This window comes from Pseudomonas sp. Pdm06 (assembly GCF_014851795.1).
Classification (GTDB): Bacteria; Pseudomonadota; Gammaproteobacteria; order Pseudomonadales; family Pseudomonadaceae; genus Aquipseudomonas; species Aquipseudomonas fluorescens_AA.
Genome location: NZ_JACVAH010000014.1, coordinates 187,326 through 209,141 on the forward strand (window position 1 = coordinate 187,326; position 21,816 = coordinate 209,141).

The 21,816-nt window shown below is 62.1% G+C and carries 16 protein-coding genes; 7 read left to right on the plus strand and 9 right to left on the minus strand.

The genetic code is table 11. From position 1 onward, the window contains the following. The first annotated feature begins 31 nt into the window (after nt 1–31). The 5 genes from IB266_RS22225 (at nt 32) to IB266_RS22245 (ending at nt 6,360) form a co-directional block, all read left to right on the plus strand. Nucleotides 32–925, plus strand: coding sequence for a LysR family transcriptional regulator (locus tag IB266_RS22225; protein ID WP_192262455.1), 894 nt, complete (start codon nt 32–34; stop codon nt 923–925). A 308-nt stretch (nt 926–1,233) separates the two neighbouring features. Next, the gene (locus IB266_RS22230) at nt 1,234–1,716 is read left to right on the plus strand and encodes a formate dehydrogenase subunit gamma (protein ID WP_060741915.1); all 483 of its coding nucleotides are present in this window, start codon (nt 1,234–1,236) and stop codon (nt 1,714–1,716) included. Beyond that, nucleotides 1,710–3,269 (plus strand): formate dehydrogenase beta subunit, encoded by a 1,560-nt coding sequence (locus tag IB266_RS22235; protein WP_192262456.1) that lies wholly within the window; start codon nt 1,710–1,712, stop codon nt 3,267–3,269. Before IB266_RS22230 ends, IB266_RS22235 begins: the two co-directional genes overlap by 7 nt. Then, nucleotides 3,266–6,142: a formate dehydrogenase subunit alpha gene (fdhF, locus tag IB266_RS22240; RefSeq protein WP_060741917.1), complete on the plus strand. Its 2,877-nt coding sequence runs from the start codon at nt 3,266–3,268 to the stop codon at nt 6,140–6,142. Before IB266_RS22235 ends, fdhF begins: the two co-directional genes overlap by 4 nt. Continuing rightward, a complete protein-coding gene (locus IB266_RS22245; protein WP_092165271.1) occupies nt 6,139–6,360 on the plus strand; it encodes a formate dehydrogenase subunit delta in 222 nt (73 codons plus the stop codon). The genes fdhF and IB266_RS22245 overlap by 4 nt, the downstream gene beginning before the upstream one ends. A gap of 75 nt (nt 6,361–6,435) precedes the next feature. Here the strand turns inward: IB266_RS22245 and IB266_RS22250 are convergent, their stop codons facing one another. The 4 genes from IB266_RS22250 to IB266_RS22265 all read right to left on the minus strand — a co-directional run bounded on the left by IB266_RS22250 (nt 6,436) and on the right by IB266_RS22265 (nt 11,033). Further along, nucleotides 6,436–6,966: an AidA/PixA family protein gene (locus IB266_RS22250; RefSeq protein ID WP_092165273.1), complete on the minus strand. Its 531-nt coding sequence runs from the start codon at nt 6,964–6,966 to the stop codon at nt 6,436–6,438. Between the two features lie 632 nt (nt 6,967–7,598). Continuing rightward, nucleotides 7,599–8,312, minus strand: a complete 714-nt coding sequence (locus IB266_RS22255) for a FadR/GntR family transcriptional regulator (protein ID WP_192262457.1) — start codon at nt 8,310–8,312, stop codon at nt 7,599–7,601. 166 nt (nt 8,313–8,478) lie between these two features. Next, nucleotides 8,479–10,005 carry a UxaA family hydrolase gene (locus IB266_RS22260; RefSeq protein ID WP_192262458.1) on the minus strand — a complete coding sequence of 509 codons (1,527 nt, stop codon included), beginning with the start codon at nt 10,003–10,005 and terminating at the stop codon, nt 8,479–8,481. Between the two features lie 17 nt (nt 10,006–10,022). After that, the gene (locus IB266_RS22265) at nt 10,023–11,033 is read right to left on the minus strand and encodes a zinc-binding alcohol dehydrogenase family protein (RefSeq protein ID WP_192262459.1); all 1,011 of its coding nucleotides are present in this window, start codon (nt 11,031–11,033) and stop codon (nt 10,023–10,025) included. Between the two features lie 303 nt (nt 11,034–11,336). Here IB266_RS22265 and treA point away from each other — a divergent pair, with 303 nt between their 5' ends. Then, nucleotides 11,337–12,971, plus strand: coding sequence for an alpha,alpha-trehalase TreA (gene treA, locus IB266_RS22270; protein ID WP_192262460.1), 1,635 nt, complete (start codon nt 11,337–11,339; stop codon nt 12,969–12,971). A gap of 149 nt (nt 12,972–13,120) precedes the next feature. Here treA and IB266_RS22275 read toward each other — a convergent pair whose 3' ends face one another. The 4 genes from IB266_RS22275 to IB266_RS22290 form a co-directional block, all read right to left on the minus strand. After that, a complete protein-coding gene (locus tag IB266_RS22275; protein WP_192262461.1) occupies nt 13,121–14,074 on the minus strand; it encodes a sensor domain-containing diguanylate cyclase in 954 nt (317 codons plus the stop codon). Nucleotides 14,075–14,077: 3 nt separating this feature from the next. Beyond that, the gene (locus tag IB266_RS22280; protein WP_192262462.1) at nt 14,078–15,088 is read right to left on the minus strand and encodes a response regulator; all 1,011 of its coding nucleotides are present in this window, start codon (nt 15,086–15,088) and stop codon (nt 14,078–14,080) included. 336 nt (nt 15,089–15,424) lie between these two features. Beyond that, nucleotides 15,425–17,287: an ATP-binding protein gene (locus IB266_RS22285; RefSeq protein ID WP_192262463.1), complete on the minus strand. Its 1,863-nt coding sequence runs from the start codon at nt 17,285–17,287 to the stop codon at nt 15,425–15,427. A gap of 247 nt (nt 17,288–17,534) precedes the next feature. Beyond that, nucleotides 17,535–19,238, minus strand: coding sequence for an ABC transporter ATP-binding protein/permease (locus tag IB266_RS22290; protein ID WP_192262464.1), 1,704 nt, complete (start codon nt 19,236–19,238; stop codon nt 17,535–17,537). A gap of 199 nt (nt 19,239–19,437) precedes the next feature. Between IB266_RS22290 and fhuF the strand changes: the two genes are divergently transcribed. Further along, nucleotides 19,438–20,127: a siderophore-iron reductase FhuF gene (gene fhuF, locus IB266_RS22295; protein ID WP_192262465.1), complete on the plus strand. Its 690-nt coding sequence runs from the start codon at nt 19,438–19,440 to the stop codon at nt 20,125–20,127. A gap of 42 nt (nt 20,128–20,169) precedes the next feature. On the opposite strand, the gene IB266_RS22300 is transcribed toward fhuF, so the two are convergent. Then, nucleotides 20,170–21,816: a cyclic peptide export ABC transporter gene (locus IB266_RS22300; RefSeq protein WP_192262466.1), complete on the minus strand. Its 1,647-nt coding sequence runs from the start codon at nt 21,814–21,816 to the stop codon at nt 20,170–20,172.

Genomic DNA, 21,816 nt, shown 5'->3' on the forward strand with positions numbered 1-21,816 from the left:
GGCTAATCAATCTGCTTGAAGTGCTCTTGCCATGGTCAAAAGAAATCTCAACGATCTGCTGTCTTTCGTCACCGTGGCGCGCGAAGGCAGCTTCACGCGAGCTGCCGGGGCGCTGGGTGTCACACAATCCGCGCTGAGCCAGGCGATCAGTGGCCTGGAAGCACGCTTGCAGATCCGGTTGCTGACGCGGACCACCCGCAGCGTTTCGCCGACCATTGCCGGTGAACGGCTGTTGCAGGCCATCGGTAATCGCTTCGATGAGATAGAAGCCGAGCTGGATATGCTCACGGACATGCGCGACAAGCCCGCAGGTACTGTGCGCATCACCTGCGGTGACTATGTCCTGCGCACGACCTTGCTACCCAAACTGATCGGGCTGCTACATGACTACCCGGATATCAATGTCGAGTTCGACGTCAGCTACGGATTTCGAGACATCGTGGCGGATCGTTTCGATGCGGGCGTGCGCCTGGGCGATACCATCGACAAGGACATGATTGCGGTCCCGATAGGCCCGCCGTTGCGGATGGCGGCCGTGGCTTCGCCAGCGTACTTCGCTACTCGCGCGGTTCCCGGGCAGCCGCGCGACCTGATGAACCATCGTTGCATCAACCAGCGTATGCCGACGTCGGGTGGGCTCTATGTCTGGGATTTCGAACGGCGAGGCAAGCAGGTCAACGTGCGAGTAGACGGCCAGCTCATTTTCAACACGTCGACTCATATCGTGCAGGCGGCGGTGGCCGGGCTGGGCGTTGCCTACCTGCCTGAAGAGGAGTTTGAACCCCATCTTCAAGAGGGGCGGCTGGTGCGCGTGCTGGAAGATTGGTGCCCGCCGTTTTCAGGCTACTATTTGTACTATCCCAGCCGGCGGCAACCTTCGCCCGCATTCACGCTGGTTGCCAATGCATTGCGCCAAACCCATTAAGGGGAAGTGACGGTTCAAATAAGCGGATCCGGCGTATGTCTATACTTGCTCAGGCACGCTGATTCACGGGGACGGCTTTCAAGGAGTCGCTTTCAGAACACGTTTCGTCGTCCATGTGCAATCGCCAACCCCCGGGAGTGGCAAGCTGTGAAGATGCCCCGGACCAGGTGCGCCAAAGATACCTGGCCGGAGAGCGAGAATGGCGATCGGATGTGCCACGCTACCGTGACGTGGGCCGGACGCCGCAGCCAAGACTCCGGACGGCTGCCGCTATGCGGCGGTGTCGTTCGAGATGCCGAGGTACGTTTATGCCCGATGAGACGCTTCACCTGCCTTTGATCCATAGCGTGCTTGCGCGCGAAAAGGACACCCCCGGTGCCTTGCTGCCTATCCTCCATGCCATCCAGGCAGGCTGCGGGTATGTCCCCGACAGCGCCGTCCCGGAGATCGCCCACGCCCTGAACCTCAGCCTGGCTGAAGTGCGCGGGGTCATCAGTTTCTACCATGATTTCCGCACCACGCCGCCAGCGCGCCATACGCTTCGCCTGTGCCGGGCCGAGTCCTGCAAGAGCATGGGCGCCGAAGCCTTGGCTGCGCAGTTGCGCGAGCAATTGGCGTTGGACGATCACGGCACCAGCGCCGACGGCAGTATCAGCCTGCGGCCGGTCTATTGCCTGGGTGCCTGCGTCTGCTCGCCGGCCCTGGAGCTGGACGGGGAACTGCATGCCCGGATCACGCCCGAGCGTCTGCGTCAGTTGGTGAATGATTGCATGGAGGAGGGCGCATGCTGACGCTCTGTATCCCCCGTGATTCGGTAGCCCGTGCCGTGGGCGCGGACAAGGTGGCCGATGCGTTGGCTCGTGAGGCTGAACGTCGCCAGCTGCCGCTGACGGTGTTGCGCACCAGTTCCCGTGGCCTCTACTGGCTGGAGCCGTTGGTGGAGCTGGACAGCGCCGGCGTCCGGCTGGGCTTCGGCCCTGTCACGCCGGCCGATGTGCCGGGCCTGCTGGATGCCTTGGCAGGCGATCCTGGTAGCCATCCGCTGGCCCTGGGGCCGGTGGAGGAGATTCCCTATCTCAAGAGCCAGCAGCGCCTGCTGTTCGCGCGCGCCGGCATCACGCAACCGCTGTCTTTGGACGACTACCGTGCCCGGGGCGGCTTCCTGGGCCTGGCCCGGTCCATCCAGATGGACGGCGCGGATGTCGTCGCCAGCGTGCTGGACTCCGGTCTGCGTGGCCGGGGGGGCGCGGCGTTCCCGGCGGGTATCAAGTGGCGCACTGTGCGTGATGCCCAGGGGCCGCAGAAGTACGTGGTCTGCAACGCCGACGAAGGCGACTCCGGCACGTTCGCCGACCGTATGCTGATGGAAGGCGACCCCTTCCTGCTGATCGAAGGCATGATCATCGCCGGCATCGCCGTAGGCGCAACGATGGGCTATATCTACGTGCGCTCGGAGTACCCGGACGCCGTCAGTATCCTGAACGACGCGCTGCACATCGCCCGTGAGGCCGGTTACCTGGGCGCGAACGTCGACGGCAGTGGCCGCACGTTCGAGCTGGAAGTGCGGGTCGGTGCCGGCGCTTATATCTGCGGCGAGGAAACGGCGCTGCTGGAATCCCTCGAGGGCAAGCGTGGCACGGTGCGCGCCAAGCCGCCGCTGCCGGCACTGCAAGGCCTGTTCGGGTTGCCGACACTGGTGCATAACGTGCTGACCTTGACCTCGGTGCCGATCATCCTGGAGAAGGGCGCACAGTTCTATCGCGACTTCGGCATGGGCCGCTCCCTGGGCACGATGCCGTTCCAACTGGCCGGCAATGTCCGTCGCGGCGGCTTGGTGGAGCGCGCCTTCGGCCTGAGCCTGCGAGAGTTGGTGGAAGGTTACGGCGGCGGTACCGCCAGCGGACGCCCGCTGAAGGCCGCGCAAGTGGGCGGGCCGTTGGGTGCCTGGGTGCCGCCTTCGCAGTTCGATACGCCGCTGGACTACGAAGCGTTCGCCGCCATGGGTGCGATGCTCGGCCATGGTGGTGTGGTGGTCGCCGACGACAGCCTGGACATGGCCCAGATGGCCCGGTTCGCCTTGCAGTTCTGCGCCGAGGAATCCTGCGGCAAGTGCACGCCATGCCGGATCGGCTCCACCCGTGGGGTGGAAGTGGTGGATCGCTTGATCGCCAGCACTGAAGCCGGTGCCCGTCAGGAACAAGCCCTGTTGCTGCAGGACCTGTGCGACACCCTGCAATACGGTTCGCTCTGTGCCCTCGGTGGGATGACGTCCTACCCTGTCGCCAGCGCCCTCAAGCATTTCCCCGCCGACTTCGGTCTGGCGACCACGGAGGCCGACCAATGATTACCATCTTCGATCCCAGCACCGACATCGACCTGGGCACCCCGGCGCGTGAAAGCGCCGTGCAGGTCAGCCTGACCATCGACGGGCGCGAAATCAGCGTCGCCTCCGGCACGTCGGTCATGCGTGCCGCGGCCTTGCTCGGCACCACCATTCCCAAGCTCTGCGCCACCGACAGCCTTGAAGCCTTCGGCTCCTGCCGCATGTGCCTGGTGGAAATCGACGGCATGCGCGGCTATCCCGCGTCCTGTACCACGCCGGTGACCGAGGGCATGGTGGTGCGCACGCAAACCTCCAAGCTCGCGACGCTGCGACGCAACGTGATGGAGCTGTACATTTCCGACCACCCGCTGGACTGCCTGACCTGCTCGGCCAATGGCAACTGCGAATTGCAGACCGTGGCGGGGCAGGTGGGCCTGCGCGAAGTGCGCTATGGCTACGAAGGTGCCAACCACCTGGACGAGGCCAAGGACGTTTCCAACCCGTATTTCGACTACGACCCGAGCAAGTGCATCGTCTGCAGCCGATGCGTGCGTGCCTGCGAGGAAATCCAGGGCACCTTCGCCCTGACCATCAGCGGGCGCGGCTTCGATTCCCGAGTGGAAGCGGCCGGGGGGGACAACTTCCTCGATTCCGAATGTGTGTCTTGCGGCGCCTGCGTACAGGCGTGCCCGACGGCGACCCTGATCGACAAGAGCGTCGTGGAAATCGGCCAGCCGGAGCGCAGCGTCATCACCACATGCGCCTACTGCGGCGTGGGTTGCTCGTTCCGCGCCGAGATGAAAGGCGAACAACTGGTGCGCATGGTCCCGGACAAGAACGGCCAGGCCAACCACGGCCATTCCTGCGTCAAGGGCCGCTTTGCCTGGGGCTACGCCACGCACCCGGATCGCATCACCAAGCCGATGATCCGCAAGCACATCAACGACCCGTGGCAGGAAGTCAGCTGGGACGAGGCGGTCACCTACGCCGCCAGCGAACTGCGCCGGATCCAGCTCAAGTACGGGCGCGACTCCATCGGCGGGATCACGTCCAGCCGCTGCACCAACGAAGAAACCTACCTGGTGCAGAAACTGGTGCGCACCGCGTTCGGCAACAACAACGTCGACACCTGTGCCCGTGTCTGCCATTCGCCCACCGGTTACGGCCTCAAGCAGACCCTGGGCGAATCCGCCGGGACCCAGAATTTCGACTCGGTGATGAAGGCCGACGTGATCCTGGTGATGGGCGCCAACCCCACCGACGCGCACCCGGTGTTCGGCTCCCAGCTCAAGCGCCGCCTGCGCCAGGGCGCGCGACTGATTGTCATCGACCCTCGGCGCATCGATCTGGTGGATTCGCCCCATGCCCGCGCCGAGCTGCATTTGCAACTGCGTCCCGGCACCAACGTGGCGATGCTCAACGCGCTGGCCCATGTCATTGCCACCGAGGGCTTGATTGACCAGCCCTTTGTCGAAGCCCGCTGCGAGGCGACGGACTTCGCCCGCTGGCGCGACTTCGTCAGCCTGCCGGAAAACTCACCCGAGGTCCTGGGCCCGGTTTGCGGCGTACCTGCCGAACAGATCCGCGCCGCGGCACGGCTCTACGCCACCGGCGGTAACGCAGCCATCTACTACGGCCTCGGCGTCACCGAGCACAGTCAAGGCAGCACCTCGGTCATGGGCATCGCCAACCTGGCCATGGCGACCGGCAACATCGGTCGCGAAGGTGTCGGGGTGAACCCGCTGCGTGGGCAGAACAACGTCCAAGGCTCCTGCGACATGGGCTCGTTCCCCCACGAGTTGCCAGGCTACCGGCATATCTCCAACGAAGCAGTCCGCGCCGAATTCGAGCAGGCCTGGAACGTCACCCTGCAACCCGATCCCGGCCTGCGTATCCCGAACATGTTCGAAGCGGCCCTGGACGGCACCTTCAAGGCGCTTTATTGCCAAGGTGAGGACATCGCCCAGAGCGACCCCAATACCCAGCATGTGACGGCCGCGCTGTCCGCGCTGGAATGCGTGATCGTCCAGGACATCTTCCTCAACGAGACGGCCAAGTTCGCCCACGTGTTCCTGCCGGGCAGCTCGTTCCTGGAGAAGGACGGCACCTTTACCAACGCCGAACGCCGCATCTCCCGTGTTCGCAAGGTGATGGACCCATTGGCCGGCAAGGCCGATTGGGAAGCCACCATCGCCCTGGCCGATGCCCTGGGCTACAAGATGCACTACAACCACCCTTCGGAAATCATGGATGAAATCGCCCGCCTGACGCCGACCTTCACCCGCGTCAGCTACGCCGAACTGGAGCGCCACGGCAGCCTGCAATGGCCTTGCAACGATGCCGCGCCGGACGGCACGCCGACCATGCACATCGAGCAGTTCGTGCGTGGCAAGGGCCGCTTCATGCTCACCGGCTACGTGCCCACCGAAGAGAAGGTCAACAACCGCTACCCGCTGCTGCTGACCACCGGCCGCATCCTCAGCCAGTACAACGTCGGTGCCCAGACCCGGCGCACCGAAAACGTCGCCTGGCACGAAGAGGACCGTCTGGAAATCCATCCGACCGATGCCGAGAACCGCGGGATCGTCGACGAAGACTGGGTTGGTATCGGCAGCCGTGCCGGGCAGACGGTACTGCGCGCGAGGGTGACCGAGCGGGTAGCGCCGGGCGTGGTCTACACCACGTTCCACTTCCCGGAATCGGGCGCCAATGTGATCACTACCGACAACTCCGACTGGGCCACCAACTGCCCGGAATACAAGGTGACAGCGGTGGAGATCGTGCGGGTCAGCCAGCCTTCGGAATGGCAGAAGCGTTACCAGGCCTTCAGTGATGAACAAGGCCGCCTGCTGAGGGAACGTCGCCATGCCGAAAAAGCCGAGGTGCGTCGATGAGCTCTGACAGCTTGATCAAGATGGCCAACCAGATCGGTCAGTACTTCGCCAGTGAGCCGGACCATGCGGTGGCGGTGCGTGGTGTGTACCAGCACATCAAGAGCTTCTGGACGCCAACCATGTGTCGCGACTTGATGGCCTGGCAAACGAAGCATCCCGACGCTGTCCTGCACCCGTTGGTGTTGGCGGCATTGATGGAGTTTGAAAAAGCAGCCTAGGAAAGTAATGCCAGTCAGCTAAGCCTCAAACCTGTGGGAGCAAGCTCTGCTCCCACAGGGCTGTGTAGCTTTCAGTTATTGGTTATTGACGGTGATGTAGGGGTCCCACGTGTTGGTCGGGCCAATCTGGTTCAGGTTACGGTCCAGCAGAACGAAATAGATTTGGTACCAGAGCTTGCCTGGGCTCAGCGCAGTGGACTGCCAGAAGGTATAGGTCACATCGGTTTTGGCGATACCGCCGGGGGCGCCGTTGTCCAGATAAGGCACGGGGATGCCGGGGATGTTGAACGGTGTCGGCTTCGAAATGGTGCCCTTGTAATCACCGCCCTGGTGGGGGTCGCCGATCTCGACGTCCTTGATCAATGCGATGCGGTCGAAGTTGCGCGACAGCGTGGTGGCGCGCCAGCGAATGATGTCACCGGGTTTTACGTCGAACCACAATTCGTTGCCGCCTTCGCCTTCGCCGCTGGTGATGTTGGCGTGGCTGTCGATGGCACTGCGGGTCACCAGCATGGCAATCGCGCCGCCTACGTCGTTGGGGTGGGCGAGCAGGTAATCGGCGTCAACGTTGACCAGCACATCAATGGTTTGGGTCGTTCCAGACATTTTATTGCTCCTTGAGGGGAATGACATTGACGACCGCGCCTGCAAAGGCGTCCGGGCCACCCGGTCCCTGGGTGCGGTCTCGAGAGGAACGATAGGTGATAGCGTTGTAGTGTCAAATTTCGAATGCTTGACGCTGGCCAAGCAGAGCGAAGCGCAACACAACCAAGGCTTTGATTTACTTTTGGCGTGGACGATCACCTAATGGGTTCTGGGTGGTTTGCGGGTAGCGTCAGTGGCCAAAGGCGTACGAGTTTTGTCGGCGATTGCTCCCGATCTCGCCGGAGGACAGGACGGCGCATGTATGACCGTCCATCAGGTTTGGCAAGCGGGGGCGCTTGCTTGTGACAGCGCTGGTGGCTGTGCTGCCGCCATCGCGAGCAAGCTCGCTCCCACAGGAGGCTTGGACAGGCCGCGAAATCGAGGCGCACCATCGATCAAACTGTGGGAGCGAGCTTGCTCGCGAAAGCGGTGGTTCAGCTTGCAGAGAGGTCCTGCCGCCATCGCGAGCAGGCTCGCTCCCACAGGTGGCTTGGACAGGCCGAAAAATCGAGGCGCGCCATCGATCAAACTGTGGGAGCGAGCTTGCTCGCGATGGCACTTGATCAGGCAACCAAAATTTCAGAACCGCAGGCCTAGTCGCCCGTATCTTCCGGCTCCAGCGCTCGCAGCCAGCGGCTCTCCGAACGGCTCAGGTGTTGGCGCATCGAGGTTTGGGCACCAAGTACATCCTTGTGGGCTACGGCGCGCAGGATCGCTTCATGTTCGACGACCGCGGCTTCCCACGTCAGGGCATTCTCCGAGTGTTTGCTCAGGTGAGCCGAAATCGGGTTGTGTCGTTCATCGAACAGGGCGGTGATGATCCGCACCAGGGCGGAGTTGCCGCTCATCTTGGCCAGGCGCTGATGGAATTTACGGTCATCCTCCAGCGGAGGCAGGCCGTTGGCGATGCTCGCGCGCATGGCATCGATGCAGTCCTGCAGATAGCGGTAGTCGCTTTTCTTGCCATGCAGGCACGCCAGGATCACCGACTCACCCTCGATCAACGCACGCGCCTGCATCAGTTCCGAAGGGCTCTCGCCCAAGGTCATGCTCGGGTTTTTTCCGTCCTTGGACCGGGCTCGCACATACACGCCGGAGCCCATCTTGATCTCGATGTCGCCGTCTATTTCCAAGGCGATCAGCGCCTCGCGAAGCGATGGCCTGGAAACCCCCAACAGTTGGGTCAAGTCGCGCTCGGGGGGAAGCCTGGAGCCTGCCTTGAAATCCCCCTGGGCGATGTAGTTGCGCAGTTGATCGGCGATTTTCTGGTAGGGCTTGCGTTCGGCGGCGTTGATCGGTGAGACCATGGGTGGACGTCCATCGGAGAGTCCGCAAAGGCTACCATAGGTGTTTTATTGTGGGAGCGGGCTTGCTCGCGAAGGCGGCGGTACATTCAGCATTGATGCAAACTGACCCACCGCTTTCGCGAGCAAGCTCGCTCCCACAGGGAGAGGGGGGCAATGACTCCCCCATTCACATCACCGCACCGATCTGCCAAGGCAGGAACTCGTTATCGCCCAAGCCGTTTTCCTCGCTGCAGGTGCGGTGCCCGGACGCGGTCGCCAGCATCAGTCGGAACAACCGCTCACCGGCCTGGGCCACTGACTCCTCGCCATCGACAATGCCGCCAGCGTTGAAGTCCATGTCCAGCTCCATGCGTTGGAACAGCCGGGTGTTGGTGGCGATTTTCAACGAGGGCGTGGGCTTGCAGCCATAGGTCGAGCCACGGCCCGTGGTGAAGCAGATCAGGTTGGCGCCACCCGCCACCTGGCCGGTCGCTGACACCGGGTCGTAACCGGGGGTGTCCATGAACACCAGGCCCCGGGCATCGACCGTTTCCGCGTATTGGTACACGCCCATCAGCCCGGTCGCACCGGCTTTCGCCACGGCGCCCAAGGATTTTTCCAAGATGGTGGTGATGCCCCCGGCCTTGTTGCCCGGCGAAGGGTTGTTGTTCATGTCACCGTCGTTGTGGCGGACGTAGGTTTCCCACCAATGGATGCGCGCCATCAATTTTGCCGCGATGTCGGCAGACGCGGCGCGGGCCGTCAGCAAGTGTTCGGCCCCATAGATTTCCGGGGTTTCCGAAAGGATCGCCGTGCCGCCCTGTTGCACCAGCAGGTCCACGGCTGCGCCGAGTGCCGGATTGGCCGTGATGCCGGAGTAGCCATCCGAGCCGCCGCATTGCAAACCGACGCACAAGTGGCTGGCGGCAACGGTCGTCCGCTGGCATTGATTGATAAGGGGCAGCATCGCTTCGATGTGGGCGATACCCCGTCGCACGGCTTCGCGAGTGCCGCCTTCGTCCTGGATGATCAGGCTGGCCTTGAGCGCCGCGGGGCGATCCCCCAGCTCATTCATCAACGGGGTGAGTTGATTGACCTCGCAACCCAGGCCGATCAACAGCACACCAGCGAAATTGGCGTGATCGGCATAGCCGCTCAGGGTTCGCTTGAGAATGTCGATCCCTTCGCCCTGGGCACCCATGCCACAGCCGCTGCCATGGGTGATCGCAACGACGCCATCGACGTTAGGAAAGTCTTTCAAGCGCTCGGCAGAAAAGGCGTTGGCGATCTGCTTGCAGACGGTTGCCGAGCAGTTGACGCTGGAAATGACCCCGATGTAATTGCGTGTACCGACGCGTCCATTCTCGCGGACGTAACCTTCGAAGGTCGCGGGGTTCTCGCTCAACGACGTGGGGACATACACGTTACGTACGCTGTGTTCGGTCGTGTTGGCGGGCATGTCCAGGTTGTGTACGTGGATGTGATCGCCAGGCTCGATGGCCTGGGTGGCCTGGCCGATGGTCTGCCCGTACTTGAGCACCCGCTGGCCGGCCGACACCGGGCGCAGGGCGATCTTGTGGCCGGACGGAATCGCCTGCCGGGCGACCAGGCGGATGCCGTCGGCATTCACCGGCTGACCTTCGGCGATATCGCCTCGGGCCACCGCGACATCATCGCCGGGTGTCAGAACAAGCAAAGAAGAAGGCGGGTTCATGGGGCGTCCTCCGATTCCTAGCACTCGATGATTGCCTTGACGACACCTTGCTTGGGGTCGAGCAAGGTGGCGAACGAGCGGGGCACGTCGCCCAGCGTCAGTCGGTGGGTGTTCAGGGCCGCATCCGGAATCAAGCCGTCGCGCAAGCATTGCTCGACGTGCCGGAAGTCTTCCTGCGTGGCGTTGCGGCTGCCCATCAGCGTGGCTTCTCGCTTATGGAACTCAGGGTCGGAGAAGGTGATGGAGTCCCGAACCACCGAGATCATCACATAGGTGCCGCCGTGGGCGATGAACTCGAACCCGCGCTCCATGGCCCGGGCATTGCCAGTGGCGTCGAAGACCACGTCGAAAAAATCACCCTCGGTCAGCTCGGCCAGGGCTTGCTTGTCGCCTTCGCCGATGTGCACGGCGGCGTGGATATTCAGGTGTTGCTTGCAGAACGACAGGCGATCCTCGCGGGTATCCAGGACGGTGACTTTCGCACCGCGCAGGCTGGCGAAGATCGCCGCCGCCATGCCGATCGGGCCGGTGCCGACCACCAGGGCGTGCTTCTGCGCCTGGATGTTCGAGCGACGCACGGCGTGAGCGCCGATGGAGAGGAATTCGATCATCGCGGCCTGGTCCAGGGAAACCCCCACGGCCTTGTGCACGAACGCATGGGGAACGCTCAGGTATTGAGTGAAAGCACCGTCGCAGTGAACCCCCAGCACCTGGATAGCGGTGCAGCAGTTGGTCTTGCCCTGGCGGCAGGCGATGCAAGTTCCGCAGGACAGGTACGGCATCACATAGACGACATCGCCGACAGCCAGGTCGCTGGCCTCGTCGGTGCCCTCCACGACCCCAGAGAACTCGTGGCCCATGACCCGCGGATACTCGAGGTACGGTTGATTGCCGGTGAAGATGTGCAGGTCGGTGCCGCAGACCCCAACACGCTTGACCCGAATCAGGATCTCCCCCGGTTTCCTGAGGGGGTGTTCACGTTCGATGGCGGTGAGCGAGCCGGGTTCGTTACAGATGACTGTCAGCATGGCGATGCTCCTTGGCTGGCGTGCAGGCAGTGGTTGCCTGCAGGCGGGAGGAGGGTTGTGAGCGCGCGGCTGCCGGGACCGGGGCTCTCTTTTTTGTTGTAGGCGAGCGGTGACCTGCACCCATGACCTTGGGGCCGAAACTACAGGCTGGAAAAAATATTGGCAAGACCAATTGATAAAAAATATAGATTGGACTGACCAGTGTGGTCTGGGCGTCGCCCGGCGCTGCATCATCGGCTGAACCCAGGTCCATTCCGGCAGGTCACTCGTTTGTCAGGAACGAAAAACAGGATGGACCCCTTGATGCGACCTATTGAGCTCACCAGCCTTTCCTTTGCCACGCTGCTGTGCGTGGCCTGTTCGAGCCAACCGCCCGCCACATGGAGCTACGTCGACGCCCAGGAACGGGCCAATCTTCCCCCCGACCAGGCCTACCCCGAGCTCTTTGAAGCGGTGCAGCGTGGGCAAGTGTTCACCGACCAGAAGCATTTCGTGGACGCACTGCCCAACCGTGATCCGGCGCAAATCCGCGCCGACTACCTGGCCCGACGTGGTCGCGACGGCTTCGATATCAAGGCCTTCGTGAAAGACAACTTCATCGAATCTGGCCAAGCCGAAAGCCCGGCGCCCAAGCCCGGCGTTCCGATCCAGGAACACATCGACAACCTCTGGCCGGTACTGAGCCGATCCTACAGCCAGGTGCCGGCCTACAGCAGTTTGTTGCCCTTGCCGCAGCCCTATGTGGTACCTGGCGGACGCTTTCGCGAGATGTATTACTGGGATTCGTATTTCACCATGCTGGGTCTCGAGCAAAGCGGCGATAAGGCCCAGGTCCGCCAGATGGCCGATAACTTTGCCTACATGATCGACACCTACGGCCACATTCCCAACGGCAATCGCACCTACTACCTGAGCCGGTCGCAGCCGCCATTCTTCGCCTACATGGTGGCGTTGCAGGCGCGTATCGAAGGTGACCAGGCCTATGGGCGATACTTGCCACAGTTGCAGAAGGAGTATGCCTATTGGATGGCGGGCGCCCAGGCACTCAAGCCCGGTGCGGCGGATCGGCACGTGGTCAAACTTGCCGATGGCAGTGTGCTCAACCGCTATTGGGATGCCAGCCCGACGCCTCGACAGGAATCCTGGTTGCAAGATGTCAGCACCGCCGAACAGGCGCCGGACCGGCCCAAGGAAGAGGTCTGGCGTGACCTGCGCGCCGGCGCCGAAAGTGGCTGGGACTTCAGTTCGCGTTGGTTGGACGACGGCCAGAATCTGGCGAGTATTCGCACCACGGCCATTGTGCCCGTGGACCTCAATAGCCTGATCTATCATCTGGAACAGACCATCGCCAAAGCCTGCGAGACGGTGCAGAACGCCCCGTGCGTCCAGGCTTACGGCCGGCGCGCCGAATTGCGCCAGCGGGCCATCGAGCAGCACTTGTGGAGTGCCGACAAAGGTTTCTACGTGGACTACGACTGGCAACGCCAGCAACAACGCCAGCAGCTCACGGCCGCGACGCTTTTCCCGCTGTACACCGGCCTGGCCAGCGCCGAACATGCCAATCGCACCGCCGATGCGGTCCGTGATGGCTTGTTACGTGCCGCAGGTATCGCCACCACTCAGGTCAGCAATGGCCAGCAGTGGGACGAGCCCAATGGCTGGGCACCGCTGCAATGGGTCGCGGTGGAAGGGCTGGACCGCTACGGGCACACCGCGTTGGCGCAACAGGTAGGCAGTCGCTTCTTGCAGCAAGTCGAGAACCTCTACGGCAAGGAAAACAAGCTGGTGGAGAAATACGACCTGTCCGGGCGGGGCGACGGCGGGGGAGGTGGCGAATATGAATTGCAGGACGGCTTCGGCTGGACGAATGGGGTGACGCTCAAGCTGCTGGGTAAATATGGAAAGACTTCCTCACCCTTGGCGAGTGAATGCCAATGAACCCATGTGGGAGCGAGCTTGCTCGCGATGACGGCGTGCCAGTCACCTTCAATGCTGCTGAACCGCCGCTATCGCGAGCAAGCTCGCTCCCACAAGGGGTGTGTGGTGGGCGTCAAATCTCACCGTCATCCTGGAAAAAAGTGGGCTCGCTATTCATGCACGGTCACCCGATTGCGCCCGGTCTTTTTCGAGGTATACAGCGCCTGGTCGGCCCTGGCGATCAGCTCGGCGTGGTCGTTCGAGGGCTGGCTCAGGTCAGCCACTCCCAGGCTGACGGTGAAGCGGATAGTCTGGTCGTTGAACTGCACTTCCAGCGCTTCGATAGCCTTGCGCAGGCGCTCGGCGAAAATCTGTGCGCCGGCCTTGTCAGTGTCCGAGAGCACCACCCCGAACTCTTCACCGCCATAACGCCCGGCCACGTCGGACTCGCGCACATGCTCGTGCAGCAGCCTGGCGACGTGCTCGATGACCTTGTCGCCAGCCTGGTGGCCGTAGGTGTCGTTGACCCGCTTGAAGTGATCGATATCGAGCATGACCAGGCTCAACGCATGGCCGTAGCGCTGGTGCCGGGCGTAGGCGGCTTTCAGGTTGCTCTCCCAATGACCGCGGTTGTACAGCCCCGTCAGCCGATCGGTGCTGGAGAGTCGCTGCAGCTGTGCGTTGGCGGCCTGGAGTTGATGCCGGTTGGTGGCGACGTCGGTGACGTCATAGATCACCAGGCAGATGTGCTTGATGGTGTTGTCGGGCGAGCGCAGCGGCAGCAGCGTGGTGTTCTGGTACATGAACGCTTCCTGGCCGGTGATCGGCTGGTAACTCTTGAAGCGCATCAAGTACGGGCGCTGCTCCCAGACCGTGAACGCTGGCGTGCCCAGGGTCGCGACACTTTCCACCTTGCGGCTGAACCATTGGCGATCGATTTCAGGGAACAGGCTGAAAAAATGCTGGTTGTGCGCGTCCTTGGGCTGCACCCCGGAGCGGTTCTCCATGAAGGTGTTCCAGACTTGCACGCGGTACTCGCGGTCGAGTACCACCACCCCGACGTCGATGCTCTGAACGATGGCCAGCAACCAGTGGAATTCGTTCAGATCGATGGATTCGCTCATGGCTCAGTTCATCAGGTAGGCGAGTTTGTGGGTCAACCGTTCGATGGAGTCCTCTGTGAACAACAGCAACAGGTCGAAACGAATATCGTGCCCTTCCAGGCTGTAGCTGATTTCCACCGCCAGGGTCTTTTTCCAGTGTTTGCTGTTGTCCCGGATCAGTTCCTCGATGGCCGCGTGCTGGCCGAGAATCTGCGGGTGGCCTTGGGAAAACACCACGTCGATCTGTTCGGCAATGCTGCTCAGGCACGCGCCGATCAAGACGCTGGAAAGGTCCAGCAACATCTCCAGGTCCGAATAGTCGGCGCTCTGGCGCTGCATCAATTGCGCGATGTCGGCGATTTCCGAGTCATGGAAAATCAACAGGGCTTCGCCAGCGATGCCGCTGCCGATAAACCCCTGGCAGATCGCGGTGAGTTGCTGGGAGCTGCCGACGTCGGTCAAGGCCATGTGCAACTCCCCGACCTCGAGGAGGTTCACGTTCGGCACCGGCAATTGCACGAAGACCCCCAGCACCTTGGCGATCAGGGCCGCTGCCCGGCCGATGGCCACGTTGACCGTCTCGCGGAACACATCGTGGAAACTGATGGCCGTGTTCGTGACCGAACGATTCTGCAACGGCACCTGGCTGGGTTGGGCCAGTAGCCCCAGCCGCGCCAGCGTCTGGCGCAGATCGTTTTCATCGAACGGTTTTTTCAGGAACGCCAGCGCGCCCAGCTCATGCACGCGGCGTACCGCCTCATCCTGGACGTCACCGGAAATCACGATGACCTGCGCCTTCAATCCTTCGTCGCGCAAGGCGCTCAACACCTGGTAGCCATCCATTTCCGGCATGGTCAGGTCGAGCAACACCACATGCCCCAGGCCCTGGCGTATGGCGTCCATGGCCTGGCGGCCATTGCTCGCCTCGGTGACCGAAACCGGCCAGTCTGTCGGCAGTGCACGCAACACCTGTTTGCGCGCCATGTTGGAGTCGTCACACACCACCAGGGGAATCAACGACACAGGAATGACCATGGCTGATCAATGGCAGGGAAGGAGGGGCTACTGACATCATTCATAGGCTTGCAAAGACCCTTTGATTAACGAACCGGGTTTATCAAGCTTAGCGTCCTGCACGAAAACTGCGGGGCTCGGTTACATTAGAAACTGGACCAATAAGTCAGGGGCGTCAACTGCACTTCTTCATGGACACTCCATGCAAAGCCACGGTCGGCGTGCGATTGGCTACCAGGGCCAAGGTATTGGCTTTTTTCACCATGGGCTCAAGGTAACCTCGTTGCGTGGATCGCCATTCGTCTATTCCTTGTAACGTTGGCTGAAGCTGCGCGTTATCACGGACCGAAGCGTAGCCTAGATCGCCAATTTGAGCGTAAAGGTCGCTCCCGTTCCCGGGCCATCGCTATGGGCCTCCAGCGAGCCGCCCATCTCCATGGCCGCCAGGACGCAGCTGTGCAGGCCAAAACCATGGCCATCCTTGCGTGTGGTAAAGCCATGGGCAAAGATCCGCGTCAGGTTCTCGGGCGCTATGCCTTCGCCGTTGTCGATGACCTTGATCACCAGGGTGTCTTCTTGGGGAATCTCGCTCTGAAGGATGATTTGAGGGGGCCGCTCCGGCCGGTCATCCATCGCCCTGCTGGCGTTTTTTATCAGATTGATCAGGATCAGCAGCACCCGGTGCTTGTCCAGTTGCAGCAAGGGTGTTTCGGCCAGGTTCCGCACCACGGTGATCCGATGCGCCGCGATGATGCCGGCGTTCATACGCACGGCATCCTCGATCAGTTCCTTGATCTGCACGGTTTCGGCAAGGCTGGATGTGCCTGCGTAGGATTGCTGGGCGGCGACGATTTCCTTGATGTGATCAACGCTTTTGCTCAGTTGGCCGAGTTCTTCGGTCATGCTCTGTTGCTCCACCGCAAGCGCGTCCACCAGCTGGTTCAGGTAGCCGGGCAGCAGCTTGCCTTTCTCGTCGTGGGAGATGAAGTCGCCGAGGTCATCGGCGTGCTCGTTCATCATTTGCACCGCCTTACCGAGCCCCAGGGCCTTGCTGGTGCGCAGCTTGCGGGTGACCAGGTCGGCGGAGATATTCACGCTGTTGAGCACATTGCCAACGTTGTGCAGGACGTTGGTGGCGATTTCGGCCATGCCGGCCTGGCGAGCGGCGGCGGCCAGTTGAGCCTGGGCTTCGGCGGCGCGCAGACGGCTCTGCGCCAGTTGCCAGCTCATCCGGGCGAGCACGCCCACCAGCAGCACCAGCACCAGGCTACCGCCCGCCGCGCGCCAGAGGTAGGTACGCGCTTGCTGGTTCACCGCCGCCAATTGTTCTTCCTCGGACAACCCGACAATCACCGCCAGCGGAAAGTCGTAGAGCCGGCGGGCACTGGTGTAGCGCCGCACCCCGTCCCAACCATTGACCGAGAGCACCGCCTCGGTGTTTTCCGCGTCCGGCACCACCGCCGGGTAATCGACCGTATCGCCGGCCAGTACCGTTTCTCCGGTGCGCCGCACGCGAAAGAGGCCGTCAGTGCCCAACAACCCGAGCGCACCTTGTTCGCCAAGTTTCGAGGCGTCGTAGCTGCTGACGAAATAGGCGGCATCGACCTCGACCCTGGCGATCCCGGAAAGCGTGCCATCCGCGGCGTCGAGTCGCCGGCTGAAGCGCAAGCGCCATTCTCCCGTGACCGGACTTTTCCACGGCTGACTGATGGACAATGAGTCGCTGTGCCGCAGTGTTTGCTGCTCATTCGTGTCAGCGATATTTTCCCGGTCGTTGACCCGCGTACTCGCCACGAGCCTGCCGTCCGGGTTGACCACGCTGACGTCGAACACCAAGGCCGGCGGCAGCAAGGCCCGCTCCTGAAGCCGGCGAAGGGGATTAGGCCCGGCCTCGGTCTCATAGCTGTATTTGACCAGCTTGAGGGTTTGATCGATTTCACGGATGGCACGCAACATTTGCGCTTCGTAGGTGGCGCCCATTTCCAGGCTGGCCGTCGCGGCGCTCTGCTGCGCGCGAAGGTGTTCGACCTTGATCAGGTAGAGGGTAGCGCTCCAGATGGCCAGCAACAGCAGAACGGCCAGCAGCGGGAACAGGATGTAGGCTTCCTTGGCCTGGTCGAAGGCGCGCCGAAGCACACCGGCCTCGCTATCGTCATTGGCCTCGGCACGATGAGCAGTGCCAGGGGCCAACCTCAGTGTCTCAGGCCGCTGGATCGGCATGGTGTGCTCCCTGCAGTGTTCGACCGACGGCTGGTGGGCGTCGACGCGGTACGGCTCGAGGGGCGTAGCTCCTGATGGCCCGAGCGAAAGATCCTGGGATCTGTCAGAACTATAGACCACAAATTCTGCATGCCGATGTGCGAAGGTGGGTCCGATTGACTGGGATACTGAGGATTTTGTGGTGAGGGGATTTTGTGGGAGCAAGGCTCCCTTCGCCACAGGTTATCCAGTGTTTGCCCTGTCGGGATCACACCGCTTGCTTGACCTTGCGATGCACCCACTGCGCCTCGTCCTGCAGCTCCAGGACTTGCCAATGGAAGTGCTCCAGGGAGGCGCTGTGGCCGACGCTGATCAGGATCGTGTCCGGCAGCGTTTGCCTGAGCAGTTGATAGCAACGCGCTTCGTTTGCCGCATCCAGCGCCGAGCTGCTTTCGTCGAGGAACAGCACCGTGGGCCGGGCCAGCAGGGCCCTGACGAACGCACAGCGTTGTTGTTCGCCGACGCTGAGGGTCTGTGCCCAGTCCCGCTCCTGCTCCAACTGATCGCTCAAGTGTTGCAGGCCGACCTGCTCCATGACCTGGCGCAGCGCGGCATCCTCCTCGCAACGGGCTGGGTGGGGGTACCAGAGTGCTTCGCGCAGGCTGCCCAGCGGCAGGTAGGGTTTTTGTGACAGGGTCAGGGCGCGTTCACGGTCATAGCCGCTCGAGCCGCGCGCGTGGGGCCACAGCCCGGTAATCGTGCGGATCAGCGTCGATTTGCCGTAGCCGGACGGCGCGCTGATCATCAGGCTGTCACCGGGCTTGAGTGACAGGTTGAAGCCTTTGAACAACGGCCGGCCGTTTGGCAACCAGATGTCCAGGTCCTTGATATCAAGGCCGCTGGCCTGTTGTTCGTGCCTGACCTGGGACTTGACCTCGACGTTATCCAGGCGCTCCTGGAAGCCGACCAAGCGGTCGATTACCGATTTCCATTCCGACAGTTCCGGGAACACGCTCACCAGGTAGGCGATGGCCGCGTGCACTTCGCCGAAGGCCGCGCTTATCTGCGTCAGGCGACCAAGGGGAAAGGCGCCGGCAAAGAACTGTGGCGCCATGATGAACATCGGTATGACCGTCGCGCTGCGCAAATAGAAGGTCGAGTAGCCCATGATCAGCTTCTGTTTTTTCACCAGCGCCCAGAAGTTTTCCAGCGCCGCCTCCAGGCGGTGGTTGAAGCGTTCGTTCTCCACGACTTCGCCGCGGTATTGCGCCACCGAGTCAGCGTTCTCCCGCAGGCGGATGAGCGAGAAACGAAAGTCCGCTTCACGCCGCTGTTGCATGAAGTTGAGGCTGGGCAGCGCACGTCCGAGCCAGAATGCAAGGCCGGTGCCCAGGAGCGCATACACCAGGGCGACCCACACCAGCAGCCCGGGAATGACGATCGATTGGTCGTTGAACGGCACGCTGACGAGGCTGGAGGCTTGCCAGAGGATATGCAGAAAGGAAAACAGCGACACCACCGACGTCAACAGGCCCAGGCTCAACTTGAGCGACTTGACGATAAACAGGTCGATGTCCTCGGCGATCCGCTGATCGGGGTTGTCGACCTCGGTCTCGGTCAGCTTCAGCTTCTGGTAGCGCTGGCTGCCCAGCCATTGGCCGAGCATGTTGCGGGTCGCCCAGCGCCGCCAGCGGATGGTCAGCTTCTGCTGGAAATGGAACGCGCCAACGGTAAAGGCGGCCATGCCGATCTGCAGCAGGATGAACTGCAGGCTACCGATCAGGAAACCGTGGTAGTCCAAGGCCTGCAAGGCGTTATAGAAATGCAGGTTCCAGAAATTGGTGAGGATGTTGACACCGACCAGGCACAGGGTCATCAGTACGGTAGCCAACAGCAGCAACAGGGCCGGGTACTTTTCCTCGGAAGCCCAGAAGGGCTGCGCGAGGCGCCAGAAATTGCGAAGTGTGTGCATGGGATCTTGGTGAGCCTGGTCGCTAACGACGTTGAGTTTGCAGGGGCGGGAGGATAGGATCAGCCAATGCTAATCGTTTGCATTAATTAGGGAAAGCCACGGGAGCCCTGTTATCGAATTTCCAGAATGGCTTAACCAGGCCTGGCCGCCCATACAGCGGGTCGTCCGGCAGGAACCTGGCGACCAGCCTTCCATCGCGTTGAGCCAGCTTGCCGACCCTGCCGCGTTGCAACCCTTGCTGACCCGATTTGCCCTGCGTTACCCGGGGGTGAACCGCGCCGCGGTGGTTTCGCAGTGGTCGATGAACTACATGAGCATTGTCTTGCCGGCCACCCTGGCCTGTGTGCTGACGCGTGGCTGCGCGATCGAATTCTGGGAGGAGGGTGCGTTGTTGTTGCACGACGACGGCCAACCGGCGGCGCTGGGCCTGGCTGCCGGGCTGTCGCCCTTGAACGCGGAGGACCGGGCGGTGTATTGGGCGCGGTTGGTCCACGAGCATTTGGCGCCACTGTTTGGCACGTTGGCCGCCGCCGGTGGCTTGGCCCCAAAAATACTGTGGGGCAACTTTGTCGCCATCTGGGACGGCGCCTTCGCCAGGATGGACCCGGACCTGTCCAGGGACGGCTTCGCCGAAGCGCACCGGTGGCTGGAACCGGTTACGGTGAACAACGGACGCCTGAAGCTGCGAGGCCTGCAACGCATGGTCGAATCACCGGCCCCGCAGATATGCCCCAGCTTGCCCTTGCGTCGGCATTGTTGCCTGCACTACCAACTGCACGAACCGGTCGAAGGCCAGCCGCCAGTGCTGTGCGAATCCTGCCCCAAACTGCACCGCCTGCCGGTGGCGGAACAGGTGAGCTACCTGCATTACATCTATGAGGAGGGTTGAGCGCAGCTTTTGACAGCCTTGGCCAGAAACCCTCCACATTCCTCAAGACAGCATTTGCGCCTGGGATGAGGCGTTGGCCTGGGGGGCTACTTCGCTGACTTTGCCATGTTCGACGTGGATCAACCGATCGGCCAGGCCGAAGTAGGCGTCGTCGTGGGAGATGACGATCAGCAATTTGCCGCGCTCGCGCAGGTCCGGCAGGATCCGGGTGTAGAAAAAGTGCTTGAACACCGGGTCCTGGTCGGCCGCCCATTCGTCGAACAGGTAGCAGGGGCGGTCATCCAGATAGGCACTGAGCAATGCCAGGCGCTTGCGTTGCCCGGTGGACAGCGCCAGCGTCGTCAACTTGCCTCCTTCGATCTGCACCTTATGGTCCAGTTGCAGGTGCACCAGGTAGTCCTGCGCCTGTTTCACCAAGTCCGGATCGTCGCCATCGAACAGGTTTTCGAACAGGCAGAAGTCGGTGAAGATCGCCGAGAAGTGCTGTCGATAATGGTGGTTGTCGTTGCTCGAGGACACTTGCTCATCGAGCATGATGTCGCCGCTTTCCGGCCGGTACAGCCCGGTCAGCAGCAAAGCCAGGGTAGTCTTGCCGCTGCCGTTGCCGCCGGTGATGAATACCACTTCGCCGGCATTGAGGGTCAGGTCGATGGGCCCCAGGGTGAAATGGCCGTCCTCGCGTTCGCGGTAATAGGTATGGGCGACCTGCCGGCACACCAGGCGGCGAACCTGGGTCGGCGAGATGGTGTCGAAGGTCTCGTCGGATGCTTCCATCTCGCCTTCCAGGGCGCGGATCTTATTCAGTGCCACGCTGGCCCGGCCCAGGGTCGGCAAGGCGTTCATCAGCTCCGACAGCGGCGTGATCATGTAGAGAATCGTCAGGATATAGCCGGTGACGAGGCTCACGCCCAGGTCGATGAAATGCGGTGCGGCGAACAGCACCACGCCGATCAGCATGTAGAACACCGCGTTGCCCCAGTTCAATACCAGGGCGTAGATGCTCATGCCGCGTACGAAGTTGCGACGGTATTGCTGGCTGACCGGAATCAGCAAATGAGTGAAGAAGTGTTGCCGGCGTGGATGGTTGAGCTGCAGTTCCTTGCTGCCATCGGTGAGCAGGCGGTATTGGTCGAACAACTGATCCTTGAGTTCCCGGGCCCGGGAGATCGAAGTCAACGCCCGACGTTGCGGCCAGTGAAAACTGAAGCTGCCCGCGATGATCAGCAGCAGTGTCAGGCCGAGCAGCGGCAGGCTGAGCCAACCCAGGTAGCCCAGGCAGGCGGCGATGATCCCGGCGTTGACCAGCAGGATCGGCACCAGCTCCACTGCCTGGCTGATGGTTTGCGTATCGTCGGTCAGCATGGCCAGCAGGCGATGCTTGCCCAGGCGCTGCAATTTCGCGTAGGGGGTGTCGATCAGCTTGGCGCTCAGGTGCAGGCGCATGTCGTTGACCGCGGCCTGGCCCAGGCGCAGCAGGCTGATGTCGGAGATCACCCGTGACACCATGACCAGCAGCACCAGCCCGGCGAAAAGCAGCCCGTCCACCGGGCGTAGCTTATCGAACACCTCCAGGCTGTGGTTGATGTTGGCGATCAACCCGGCCGCCGCGAGGCCGCAGATCAGGCCCGTCAGGGTCGCCACCAGCAGTGCGCGCCATGAACGTTTAGCCATGAGTAACAACAGATCCAT

Bases quoted from the DNA above. Each gene is read 5' to 3' on its own strand.
- IB266_RS22225 (WP_192262455.1), top strand. From the start codon at position 32: ATGGTCAAAAGAAATCTCAACGATCTGCTGTCTTTCGTCACCGTGGCG.
- IB266_RS22230 (WP_060741915.1), top strand. From the start codon at position 1,234: ATGCCCGATGAGACGCTTCACCTGCCTTTGATCCATAGCGTGCTTGCG.
- IB266_RS22235 (WP_192262456.1), top strand. From the start codon at position 1,710: ATGCTGACGCTCTGTATCCCCCGTGATTCGGTAGCCCGTGCCGTGGGC.
- fdhF (WP_060741917.1), top strand. From the start codon at position 3,266: ATGATTACCATCTTCGATCCCAGCACCGACATCGACCTGGGCACCCCG.
- IB266_RS22245 (WP_092165271.1), top strand. From the start codon at position 6,139: ATGAGCTCTGACAGCTTGATCAAGATGGCCAACCAGATCGGTCAGTAC.
- IB266_RS22250 (WP_092165273.1), bottom strand. From the start codon at position 6,966: ATGTCTGGAACGACCCAAACCATTGATGTGCTGGTCAACGTTGACGCC.
- IB266_RS22255 (WP_192262457.1), bottom strand. From the start codon at position 8,312: ATGGTCTCACCGATCAACGCCGCCGAACGCAAGCCCTACCAGAAAATC.
- IB266_RS22260 (WP_192262458.1), bottom strand. From the start codon at position 10,005: ATGAACCCGCCTTCTTCTTTGCTTGTTCTGACACCCGGCGATGATGTC.
- IB266_RS22265 (WP_192262459.1), bottom strand. From the start codon at position 11,033: ATGCTGACAGTCATCTGTAACGAACCCGGCTCGCTCACCGCCATCGAA.
- treA (WP_192262460.1), top strand. From the start codon at position 11,337: ATGCGACCTATTGAGCTCACCAGCCTTTCCTTTGCCACGCTGCTGTGC.
- IB266_RS22275 (WP_192262461.1), bottom strand. From the start codon at position 14,074: ATGAGCGAATCCATCGATCTGAACGAATTCCACTGGTTGCTGGCCATC.
- IB266_RS22280 (WP_192262462.1), bottom strand. From the start codon at position 15,088: ATGGTCATTCCTGTGTCGTTGATTCCCCTGGTGGTGTGTGACGACTCC.
- IB266_RS22285 (WP_192262463.1), bottom strand. From the start codon at position 17,287: ATGCCGATCCAGCGGCCTGAGACACTGAGGTTGGCCCCTGGCACTGCT.
- IB266_RS22290 (WP_192262464.1), bottom strand. From the start codon at position 19,238: ATGCACACACTTCGCAATTTCTGGCGCCTCGCGCAGCCCTTCTGGGCT.
- IB266_RS22300 (WP_192262466.1), bottom strand. From the start codon at position 21,816: ATGGATCTGTTGTTACTCATGGCTAAACGTTCATGGCGCGCACTGCTG.